General features: G+C 75.4%; 2 protein-coding genes. Both read right to left on the bottom strand.

Annotation, left to right across the window (positions count from 1 at the left end):
* Nucleotides 1-4: 4 nt before the first annotated feature.
* Complete coding sequence (locus FRZ03_RS08600; RefSeq protein ID WP_146464572.1) at nucleotides 5-1081, bottom strand: serine hydrolase domain-containing protein; 1077 nt, start codon at nucleotides 1079-1081, stop codon at nucleotides 5-7.
* A complete protein-coding gene (locus FRZ03_RS08595; protein WP_146464571.1) occupies nucleotides 1074-11855 on the bottom strand; it encodes a non-ribosomal peptide synthetase in 10782 nt (3593 codons plus the stop codon). The genes FRZ03_RS08600 and FRZ03_RS08595 overlap by 8 nt, the downstream gene beginning before the upstream one ends.
* Nucleotides 11856-11877 lie beyond the last annotated feature (22 nt).

Here is an 11877-nt window from a genome sequence, read left to right as displayed (position 1 = left end):
CGCCTCAGCCCTCCGCGTCCGCCGCGACCGCGCCCGGGATCATCCGGGCGGTCGGCCAGAACCGTTCGCTGAAGGCGGCCGCGAGGAGCCGCTGGCCCACCGGGGGCAGCCGTTCGGTGCCCCGCTCGGTCGGGCTGACCGCATAGGTGAGTCGGCGCCGCAGGTCACGGGTGGTGACCATGCCGGCGAGGGCACCGTGCACCACCCCGGCCATGCCCCAGACCTCGACCCCGTCGGGCAGCACCAGCCGGTCGAGGCCCGCCGCCGCGTACCCGGCGTGCCCCCGCACGTGCGGGACACCGGGCAGCCGGAACAGCTCCTCGGTCTGCGCGGCGGGCAGCAGCTCACCGCCCACCAGGGCGACCAGGAAGCGGTCCAGGTCGGGCAGGTTCGAGATCATCTCACCGGTCGGCCCGTGGATGCTGGGGTTGTGCTCGGTGACGTCGACACCCAGGTCGTACCCCCGCAGGTGCGGGCGCGGCAGCGTGGGATCGGTGCCCGGCAGCGAGGTCGCCGACAGCCCCAGCGGGCGCAGCACGCGGTCCTCGATCTCCTGCGCGTGGCCGCGGCCGGTGATCCGCTCGATGACCAGCGCGACGACCTCGTGGTTGGCCCGCGTCAGCTGCTGCCGGGTGCCCGGTGCGAAGGAGAGCGGCAGTGCCCGCGGCAGGGCCAGGCGTTCGTGCGCGGTGAAGGTGTCGTACCGGTGCTTCAGGAACCACGCGGTGTCGTTGTAGCGGACGTCGCTCTCGTCGGCGAGGCCGCTGGTGTGGTCCAGCAGCTGGCGGACGGTGATGTCCGGGTGGAGCAGGCCCGGCAGCAGCCGCTCGACCGGGTCGGACAGGTCGAGCGCGCCCTCGCCCACCAGGCCGAGCAGCACCGTGGTGACGAAGACCTTGGTGACTCCGCCGATCCGGAACCGGTGCAGGGGCCCGGCCGGCTCCCCGGTGCCGGGATCGGCCACGCCTTCGGCGGCCGTCCAGACGCCACCCGGCACGTCCGGGCCGGTGAGCCGCACGAGGACCGCGTACGCGTCGGCGTCGGGGCGCCGGCCCACCGCCCGCAGCAGGTGCTCATTCATCCGCGGCACCCCGGTCGGAGCCACGCACCGGGAGGTCCGCCGGGACGCCTTCGGGGGCCTCCACGGGGACGTCGGGCGCGGACAGCCACTGGCCGCTCATCCGGCCGGCGAGGACCCGGCCGTCGGCCCGGCGCACGGCATCGGCGACGAAGGCCTGGATGCGCCGGCCCGACTCTCCGTTGGCGAGCACGATCAGGCCCTCGCCGCTGCCCAGCTGGGTGAAGGTGGCGACGCGGAAACCGACGGTGCGGCCGCCGTGCCCGAACTCCACGTCGCCGCCCGTGTCGTCCAGCACCGTGCCCAGGCCGTAGAAGCTGCCCGGATGCCAGACGGTGAGCATCTGCTGCGCCAGCGGCCGGGTGATCAGTGTGCCCGGCTCTCCGCGGTGGGCCCGCCGGATCTCCCGCGCCACCTTGGCCAGGTCGACGGCGCTGGCCCACAGCCCGCCCGCCGCCACCTCGTTGCGGACGCGCCAGCGCCCGGCGATCGGGGCGCCCTGCGGGTCGTGCCCGATGGCGACCGGAACAGCGCAACGGTGCGGGTAGGACTGGTCGAAGCTGCTGTCCGTCATCTTCAGCGGGTCGAGTACGAGGCGCCGCATCAGCGCCTCGAACGGCTCGCCCGTCACATCCTCCAGCAGGGTCTGGAGCACCGAGTAGTTGATGTTGGTCTTGCGGAACCGGGCACCGGCCGGGTGTTCCGCGCGCACCGGCTCGTTGCCGGCCGGCGGCCGCCCGGTCAGCACGTCGAGCACGCTCGGCATCGTCTCGGTGGGCAGGAAGTTGGTCGGGCGGACATGGCTGAGGCCCGCCTGGTGGCTCAGCAGCTCGCGCAGTGTGATGCCCGAACTGTCCGGAACCTGCCAGGAGGTGAGCATGCGGTTGATGTCGGTGTCCAGGTTGAGCAGGCCCTCGGAGACCAGTTGCAGGACCGCCAGCACGGTGACGTGCTTGCTGACCGAGGCCACCTGGAAGGGCGTGCGGGCGGTGACCGGCTCGGGCCGGTCGGCGGCGGTCACCCCGTAGCCCTCGGCGGAGACGATCTCCCCGTCCTCCAGGAGGGCGAGGGCGACGCCGGGCACCCGGGCCCGCCGCATCGCCTCCAGCATCTCCTCCGCCGCCACCCGGACCTCCCGCACGCCCCGCATGCGCCGTGTCTCCTCGACTGGCATGTCCCGTCCTTCCGTCCGGTCCGTCCGGACCGTCGTGTCTGTCGCGTCCGCCGCCGGTCCGAGTGCCGCCGCGAGGGCCGCGAGGGTGTCGTACTCGTAGAGCATGCGCAGGGTCAGCGGGAGCGCCCGCCGTCGTGCCGCGGCGATCACCTTGATGATCAGCAGTGAGTCCGCGCCGTAGTCGAAGAAGTGGTCGTGGGCGCCGACCCGGTCCAGCCCGAGGACGCTCCCGTAGATCTCCGCGAGCGCCCGTTCGGTCGGGGTGCCCGGCGCCACGAACTCCCGGCTCGCGCCGGGCTCGGGGTCGGGCAGGGCACGCCGGTCGAGCTTGCCGCTCGCGGTCAGCGGCAGCCGGTCCAGCACGACGACGGCGGCCGGGACCATGGCGGCGGGCAGTTCGGCCGCGAGCCGGCGGCGCACCTCCCCCGCATCGAGCGGGTCGGGGCCGGCCGGTACGACGTAACCGACCAGCCGCTTCCCGCCGTCGTCGGTCCGCCGGGGCACGACGGCGGCGGCCCGGACGTCCGGCCGGGCGAGGAGGCAGGCGGTGACCTCGGCGGGTTCGACGCGGACGCCGTTCACCTTCACCTGGTCGTCGGCGCGGCCCCGGAACTCGACGGTCCCGTCGGGACGGACGCGGGCCAGGTCACCCGTGCGGTACAGCCGCGCACCGGCGGGGCCCGCCGGGTCCGGCAGGAACCGTTCGGCCGTCAGGCCCGGGCGGCCGAGGTAGCCGCGGGCCACCCCGCTGCCGCCGGCGTACAGCTCGCCGGTGACCCCGACCGGCACCGGCCGCATCCGCGCGTCCAGCACCCGCAGCACGGTGCCGGGCAGCGGGCGGCCGATCGGCACCGGGCCGGCCGCGTCCGGCGGCACGGGGTGGGCGGTGACGTCGATGGTGCACTCGGTGGGCCCGTAGGTGTTCCACAGCTCGGGGCCCGGCCGGGACAGCAGACGTCGGGCGAGGTCGCCGTCCAGCGGTTCGCCCGCCGAGAACAGCAGCCGGAGGGAGGTGCACCGCTCCCAGCCCGGGGTGTCCACGAGCAGCCGCCACACGGACGGCACCGCCTGCAACACCGTCACCCGGTGCTCGGCGACCGCCCGCAGCACGGCGCCCGGATCGCGCTCGGCGCCGGGCGGGGCGCAGACCACCGTGCCGCCGCAGACCAGCGGGGCGAACAGCTCCCAGCCCGCCGCGTCGAAGCCGATCGAGGTCTTCTGCAACACCCGGTCGCCCGCCCCCAGGCGGTGCTGCCGCACGGTCCAGGCGACCCGGGCGGCGAGGCCGCCGTGGGTGATCTGCACCCCCTTGGGCCGGCCCGTCGATCCCGACGTGTGGATGACGCAGGCCGGGCCGGCGGGTTCCGCGACCACGGGCAGGGGAGTGGCCGGGGCGTCGTCGAAGGGGTGCTCGTCGGTCCGCAGGGTGCCGGGGCGGTCCAGGCCCGGGGCGGTGTCCCGGCGGGTGAGCGTGATCGGGACGCCCGCGTCGTCCAGCAGCCGGCGGACGCGCTCGACGGGCTGGTCCGGGTCGACGGGCAGATAGGCCGCGCCCGCCTTCCAGACGCCGAGCAGACAGGCCACCAGTTCGGCACCCCGCTCCAGCACCACGCCGACCACCGACTCGGGGCCCGCCCCCAGCTCGCGCAGCCGGTGCGCCACCTGATCGGAGCGGGCGTCCAGCTCGGCGTAGCTCATGCGGTCGGCGCCGTCGAGGACGGCGACCGCCTGCGGCGTGCGGCGCGCCTGCCGGGCGAACAGCGCCGGCAGCAGGTCCGGCCGGTCGGCCTCCCGCACCGCGGCCGTGCGGTCCAGCCCGGTCAGCACCTCGTGGTCGCCGTCCGGCAGCAGCCGCGCGTCGGCGTCCCCCTCCGGGTCCGCCACCATGGCCTCCAGCACGGCCCGGTACAGCCCGCCCAGCCGCTCCGCGTGCGCCCGGCCGAGCACCGAGGTGCGGCTGCTCAGCCCGATGTGGCCGGCGAGGGTGGTCACGGCGAGCGCGAACTCGGTGTTGCCGTCGGCCAACGCCGAGGCGACGTCCACGCGTTCGGTGTCGACCTGGTGGAAGTCCAGGTAGTTGAAGGAGACGTCGACGAGCCGTCCGCCGCCCGCGATGCGCTGGATCTCGGGCATCGGGAAGTGCCGGTGCGGCCACAGCTCCACCTCGCGGTCGTGGACCGTGCGCACCAGCTCCCGCCAGGTGCGCCGCCCCTGCTCGAAGACGAAGGGCAGGGTGTTGAGGTACATGCCGTGCACCCGGTCGGCGCCGGCCGCCTCCGGACGCGCGTCGCACACCAGCCCGGTGAACAGGGAGTTCTCCGCGCTCAGGCCGCTCATCACCGTCAGGTGGGCGGACAGCAGCACGTTCTTGAGGGAGACCTCGGCGCGGGCCGCGAAGGCCCGCAGCCCGTCCTCCAGGTCGTGCACCGGCACCCGCAGCACGTACCGCTCGCCCGGCGCCGCTGGATCGCCCCAGTCCTCGGGCAGGGTGAACCGGGGGTGCCGTTCGACGACGTCCGTCCAGTAGGCGCGGTCCTCGTCGGAGGCCAGGGCGCGCAGTTCCCCGGCGACGAAGTCGGCGTAGCGGACCTGCGGAGGATCGGCCCGCTCCGGCTCGGTGCCGTCGCGTGCGGCGCGGTAGCCGTCGAGCAGTTCCATCAGCAGGTTGTAGTTGCTCCAGCCCTCGGTGATGGCGTGGCATCGGACCATCGTCAGCCACCAGCCGTCGTCGGCGAGGTGCGCCCTGATCCGCAGCATCGGGGCCCTCGACACGTCGAGGACGTCGGCCCGTTCGCGGGCCTGGAACTCCCGCAGCGCCTCGCGGAGCCGTTCGGGCGGGAGCCCGCGCAGATCGCCGACCTCGACGGGGACGGTCGCCTCGGCGTGCACCAACTGCATCGGCGCGGAGTAGCCGCCGAGGTCGAAGGAGGTACGCAGCACCTCGTGCCGTTCGACGGCGGCGCGGACCGCCGCGGTCAGCGCGTCCGCACAAAACGGCTGCTCGTCGCGGATGCGGAACGAGGCCACCCCGTGGTAGCGGTGCAACTCCCGGTCGGCCAGCATCTCGGCGACCATGCCGAGCTGCGTCTGCGCCATCGGGTAGGCGTCGGTCACGTCCGCCGGCAGCTTCGCCCGGTCCGCTTCGTCGATCAGCTCGAACGGCGCGACGGCCCGGGTCGTCGCCGCGGGCCGGGACGCGGCCAGTTCGGCCAGGGCCGCAACGGTGCGCACGGCGAACACGTCCCGTACCGTCACGTCGAACCCGGCCGCCCGTGCCGCGCCGACCAGGGCGACCGCCCGGATCGAGTCCCCGCCCAGCTCGAAGAAGCCGTCCCGCACGCCCACCCGGGACAGCCCCAGGGTCTTCGCCCACACCTCGGCGAGCCGCCGTTCGACGGCCGTACGGGGGGCCACGTACCGCTCGCGGGCGAGGGACTGCGGGTTTGGCGCGGGCAGGGCGGCCCGGTCCACCTTGCCGTTCGCCGTCAGGGGCAGCGACGCCAGCTCCACGAAGAACGACGGGACCATGTACGCGGGCAGGGACCGCCCGAGCGCCTCGCGCAGCTCCGCGGCCGGCGGCAGCACCCCCTCGGGGTCCGGCACCACGTAACCGACCAGCTGTCCCCCGGCGGCCACCACCACCGCCTCCCGCACACCGGGCCGGGCGCTCAGGGCCGCCGCCACCTCTCCCGGCTCGACGCGGTGCCCGCGCACCTTCACCTGGTCGTCGACGCGGCCCACGAAGGCGACGTTGCCGTCGGGCCGTATCCGGGCCAGGTCACCGGAGCGGTACATCCGGGCCCCGGGCGGGCCGCAGGGGTCGGGCAGGAACCGTTCGGCGGTCAGCGCGGGGCGGCCCAGATACCCGCGGGCCACGCCGGCGCCGCCGATGTGGAGTTCGCCGACGACACCGACCGGTACCGGGCACCGGTCCGCGTCCAGGACCTGCATGCTCATCCCGGGCAGCGGCCGGCCGATCGGCACGGTCTCCTCGCCCTGCGCGCCGTCGACGCCGTACACACAGGTGCCGACGGTGGCCTCGGTGGGGCCGTACTCGTTGATCAGCCGGCCCGGTCCGAGCAGGGCGCGCCAGTGGTCGGCCAGCGGTCCCGGGAACGCCTCGCCGGCGACCAGCACCGTCCGGGCCAGGGCGGCGGCCCGCTCCGCGTCCAGCTGCCGGCTCAGCACCTCCAGGTGGCCGGGGGTCAGCTTGAGGAAGCTGAAGGGGCCGGCCGCCGACAGCCGGGCGCCCAGCTCGGACAGATCGGCGTCCGGCTCCAGCAGCCAGAGCCGCTGCCCGACCGTCAGCGGCGCCCAGACGCTGGGGACGACGAGGTCGAAGGCGTACGAGGAGAACAGCGCGGAGCCGCCTCCGCCCCCGGCGCCGCCCGCCGGCCGGTCGGCCGCCCAGGCGATGTGCCCGGCCAGGGCCCCGTGGGTGACCTGCACGCCCTTGGGACGGCCGGTGGAGCCCGAGGTGTAGACGACGTACGCGAGCCGGTCCGGGTCGGCGGGCGGCTCCGGGAACCCGGCGGGTGCGGCGGGGGCGTCGGCGAACAGGTCCGTGTCGACCGCGAGTACACCCGGGTGGTCCAGCTCGGCGGCGGACTTCTCCTGGGTGAGGACCAGCCGGGCACCGGCGTCGGCGAGTGTCCCGAGGGCCCGTGCGGCGGGCTGGTCCGGGTCGAGCGGCAGATAGGCCGCGCCGGTCCGCCAGATGCCGAGCAGGCAGCAGATCAGGTCCGTGCCGCGGTCCAGCCGTACCCCGACCACGGTCTCGGGTCCGGCGCCGCGGGCGCGCAGCCGGTGGGCCACCTGGTCGGCGCGGGCGTCGAGTTCGGCGTAGGTCAGGGTGCGTTCCCCGGCGGACACGGCGGGCGCGTGCGGGGTGCGGGCCGCCTGTTCGGCGATCAGCCGGGGGAGCAGGGGACCGGTGTACGCGCCGGCGGGCCGCCGCAGTTCCTCGATCACCCGCAGGTCGCCGGCGGGCAGCCGGATGCCGCGCGCGTCGCCGTCGGGGTCGGCCGCCATCGCCTCCAGCACGGACCGGTACATCCCCGCCACCCGGGCCGCGTTCACCCGGCTCAGCACCCGGGTGCTGGTCTTCAGCCCGATGTTCTTGTTGAGGGTGGTCACCGCCAGCTGGAACTCCGTGGTGCCGGGCGCGATGATGCTGTCCCGGTCGAAGGCCGCGTTGTCGAGCCGGTCGAAGTCGACGTGGTTGATCAGCACGTCGACGACCCGTCCGCCGCCCGCGAGCCGCTGGATCTCCGGCATGGGGAAGCGCCGGTGCGGCCACATCTCCACCTCGCGGTCGAAGACCGACCGCACCAGTTCCCGCCAGGTGCGGGCGCGGCGGTCGAAGGCGAGGGGCACGGTGTTGAGGTGCATGCCGTAGACACGGTCGGCCCCGGCCGTCTCGGGCCGGATGTGGGTGACCACGCCGCTGGTGAACTCCGGCTGGTCGGTGAGCGCGCTCAGCACCTTGCCGTGCGCGGCGACCAGCACGCTCTTGAACGAGACGCCGGCGGCGGAGGCCAGCGCGCGCAGCCCGTCCTCCAGGTCGGCGAAGGGCACCGACTCCCAGAAGTCCTCGTACGGGCCCTCGCCGTCGCCCCATCCGGCGGGCAGCGAGAACGGGGGACGGTCCGTGACCACGCCCGTCCAGTAGGCGCGGTCCTCGTCCGAGGCCAGGGCGCGCAGCTCGCCGGCGATCGCGTCGGCGTAGCGGACCGGGGCCTGCGGCCGGGACGCGGGGCCCTGGCCGTCGCGGAACGCGAAGTACAGCTCGGTCAGTTCGCGCAGCAGCGAGTGGTAGCTCCAGCCCTCCACGATCCCGTGGAACTCGGTGACGGACAGCCACCAGCCCCCGTCCGTGCGGTGCGCGGCGATCCGCAGCAGCGGGGCGCGGGAGAGGTCGAGGAGGTCGGTCCGCTCCCGCTCGTGGAACTCCGCGAGCCGCGCCCGTACCTCGTCCGGGCCGAGACCGGGCAGCGCGTGCACCTCGACGGGTATGTCGGCGTCCTCGTGCACCAGTTGCAGGGGCACGGAGTAGCTGTCCAGGTCGAAGGAGGTGCGCAGCACGTCGTGCCGGTCCGCGAGGTACCGGGCCGCCTCGCGCAGCGCGGCCGCGTCGAAGGGCCGTGCGTCGCGGATGCGCCCGGAGGCGACGTTCTGGTAGTTGCTGCGGCCCTCGCCCGTGAGGAGGTCGACGGCCATGCCGGTCTGTGTCTGCGACATCGGGTAGGCGTCGCTCAGCCCGGCCGGGAGCCGCGGCCTGTCCTCGGCGGGGACCAGCTCGAACGGCCGGACCGCGGGTTCCGTCCCGGCGGCCGTCCGGCCGGCGGCCAGTGCGGCCAGACCGGCCACGGTGCGTTCCGCGAACACATCGCGGACGGCGACGTCGACCCCGGCGGCGCGCAGCTCCCCGACGAGTTCCACGGCTCGGATCGAGTCGCCGCCCAGGTCGAAGAAGTTGTCCCGCACGCCGATCCGGGGCAGGCCGAGGACGTCCCGCCACACCGCGGCGATCCGCTCCTCGGCGGGGGTGCGCGGCGCGACGCCGCCTTCCCCCGCGTGGTCCGCGCCGGGGGCGGGCAGGGCGGCCCGGTCCACCTTGCCGTTCGTCGTCAGCGGTATGGAGTCGATCGCCACGACGTGGGCGGGCACCATGTACGCGGGCAGGGTCCGGCCGAGCAGGCCGCGCAGTTCACCGCCGCCGGGCGGGGCCGCGCCCTCCGGGACGACGTAGGCGACGAGCCGCCCGTCCCGTACCAGCACCACCGCCTCCCGGACGCCGTCCACCGCGGTCAGGGCGGCGCTCACCTCGCCGGGTTCGATCCGGTAGCCGCGGACCTTGACCTGGTCGTCGGCGCGGCCCAGGAACTCCAGGGTGCCGTCGGCCCGGCGGCGGGCCAGGTCGCCCGAGCGGTACAGGCGGGCGCCGGGCGGGCCGAAGGGATCGGGCACGAACCGTTCGGCGGTCAGCGCGGGCCGGCCGAGGTAGCCGCGGGCCACCCCGGGCCCGCCGACATGGATCTCTCCCCGGGCCCCGGCCGGCACGGGACGGCCGTGGGCGTCGAGCAGGTGCAGCGCGAGGTCGGCCAGCGGCCGGCCGACGGGGTTGCCCGCGCGGGGGTCGAGATCGGCCCCGGTGACCCGGTGCGCGGTGGCGTGCACGGTCGTCTCGGTGATGCCGTACATGTTCACCAGGCGGGGCGCGTCGAGGCCCATCCTGCTCACCCACGGGGCGAGTTCCGGGACGTCCAGGCGCTCCCCGGCGAAGACGACGGTGCGCAGCGCGAGCCCGGTCAGCCGCGGGTCGTCCGCCGCGGCGGCGGCGACCAGGCCCCGGAAGGCGGACGGTGTCTGGCTGAGCACGGTCACCCGCTCGGCGGCCAGCAGCGCGATGAGGTCGTCCGGTGAACGGGTGACCTCGGCGGGGACCACGACCAGGGTGCCGCCGTGCAGCAGCGCGCCCCACATCTCGAAGACGGAGACGTCGAAGGCGTGGCTGTGGCACATCGACCACACGTCACCGGCCCCGAAGCCCAGCCGCGGGCGGGCCGTGGCGAGCAGCCGTACGACATTGCGGTGGGTGACCGCGACGCCCTTGGGGCGGCCGGTGGAACCCGAGGTGTAGATGACGTAGACGAGCCCGTCGGGTCCGGCGTCCGCGGCGGGGGCCGTGCGCGGCCGGGCCGCGATCGAGCGCCGTTCGTCCGGGGCGTCCAGGACGACGAGCCGGGCCGGACGCGGACCGGCCAGCCGGCCGGTGTGCGCCCGGTCGGTGACCACCGTGGTGACGCCGGCGTCGCGCAGCATGAACGCGATCCGGTCGTCCGGCAGGGCCGGGTCGAGCGCGACGTACGCCCCGCCCGCCTTCAGCACGCCGAGCAGGGTGGGCAGCAGCTCGGCGCCCCGCTCCAGGCAGATGCCGACCCTGCTCTCCGGTCCCACGCCGAGCGCGGCGAGGTGGTGGGCCAACCGATTGGCCCGGGCGTCGAGTTCGCCGTACGTCAGCCGTTGTCCGCCCGCGACGACGGCGACGGCGCCGGGGGTGCGGGCCGCCTGCGCGGCGAAGAGTTCCGGCACGGTGCGGAGGTCGCCGGCCGGCGGACGGGGCACCGCGGTGAGTTCGGCCCGCTCCGCCGCGTCCAGCAGCTCCAGCGCCGAGACCGGGGTGTCCGGGGCGGCCACGGCACCGGTCACCAGGCGGACGAAGTGGTCCAGGAAACGCTGGGCGGTGGTCCGGTCGTACAGCTCGGTGGCGTATTCGAGGCGCAGGGCGTAACCGTCGAGGTCCGCCTCCGCGACGAGGGCCAGGTCGAACCGGGCGCGCGGCCGGGCCGGGGCCAGGTGTTCCACGCGCAGGCCCGGCAGCCGGTCGTCGGTGACGGTCGGCTCCCGCAGGGTGAAGAGCGTCTGGAAGAGCGGGGTGCGGGAGCGGTCGCGTTCCGGCTCCAGTTCGGCGACGAGCAGCGGGAACGGGACCGACTGGTGGTCGAAGGCGTCGAGCACGGTCGCCCGGACGCTGTCGAGCAGGGTGGCGAAGGCCGGGTCGCCGTCCCAACGGGTACGCAGCACCAGGCTGTTGATGCCGTAGCCGATCATCCGCTGCAATTCGGGCCGGCCGCGCCCGGAGACCACCGTGCCGACCGGGATGTCGGTGGCGCCGGTGTACCGGGACAGCAGGGCCTGGTACGCGGTGAGCAGCACGGCGAACGGGGTGGTGGAGTGGTCGTCGGCGAGGGCGCGCACCGCCCGGGCCGGGCCGGCCGGCAGCCGGGCGGTGACCGCGTCGCCGTCGTGGCCGCGTACCGCGGGACGGCGCCGGTCGGACGGCAGGTCCAGCGGGGCGAGCCCGGACAGCCGCTCGCGCCAGTGGTCCAGTCGGCGGCGCAGTGCCGGGCTCGCGGACCGGGCGTGCTCCCAGGCGGCGTAGTCCGCGTACTGGAGCGCCGTCCGGTCCGCCTCGGCCGCCGCCTCCCCGTCGCCGCCCGCGGCGAACCCCCGGTAGCCCGTCGCGAGTTCGTCCGCGAGCAGCTGCGTCGACCAGGCGTCGCAGGCGATGTGGTGCACGACGACGAGGAGCACGTGGTCGTCGTCCGCGCACCGCAACAGCAGCCCCCGGACCGGCCATTCGTGCTCCAGGTCGATCGGCCGCCCGCTCTCGCGCGCCAAGCGCCGCCGCACCTCCGCCTCGCGCTCCGTCACGGGAAGCGCCGACAGGTCGTGCACGGCCGGGACGGCGTCGTCGGGCGCGGCGTCGACGAGCTGTACCGGCTCGCCCCCGTCCATCGCGTAGCGGGTGCGCAGGATCTCGTGCCGGGCGATCAGCCGGTTCCAGGCCCGGTCCAGGGCGCCGCGGTCCAGGGCGCCGCGCAGCCGCAGGGCCAGCGGCACCAGGTATTCGGGGCTCTGGGGCTCCAGCCGGTTCAGGAACCACATCTGCCGCTGGCCGGAGGAGAGCGGCAGCGGCCGGCCGCGGTCCGCGCGCGCGATGACCGTCCGCCGCCCGCTCGCCTCCCCCGCGAGCCGGCGGCGCAGGAACTCGGCGCGCAGCGCGTCCCGGCCGGCTGCTCCGGCCTCGGTACCAGTCATCCTGCGACATCTCCTCGGAGGT

Source organism: Streptomyces misionensis (genome assembly GCF_007896895.1).
Classification (GTDB): Bacteria; Actinomycetota; Actinomycetes; order Streptomycetales; family Streptomycetaceae; genus Streptomyces; species Streptomyces misionensis_A.
The sequence above is the reverse complement of the archived record's forward strand: the minus strand, read 5'-3'. Positions and strand labels throughout refer to the sequence as shown.

Coding starts and splice junctions, on each gene's coding strand:
- FRZ03_RS08595 (WP_146464571.1), bottom strand. CDS start 11,855: ATGACTGGTACCGAGGCCGGAGCAGCCGGCCGGGACGCGCTGCGCGCC.
- FRZ03_RS08600 (WP_146464572.1), bottom strand. CDS start 1,081: ATGAATGAGCACCTGCTGCGGGCGGTGGGCCGGCGCCCCGACGCCGAC.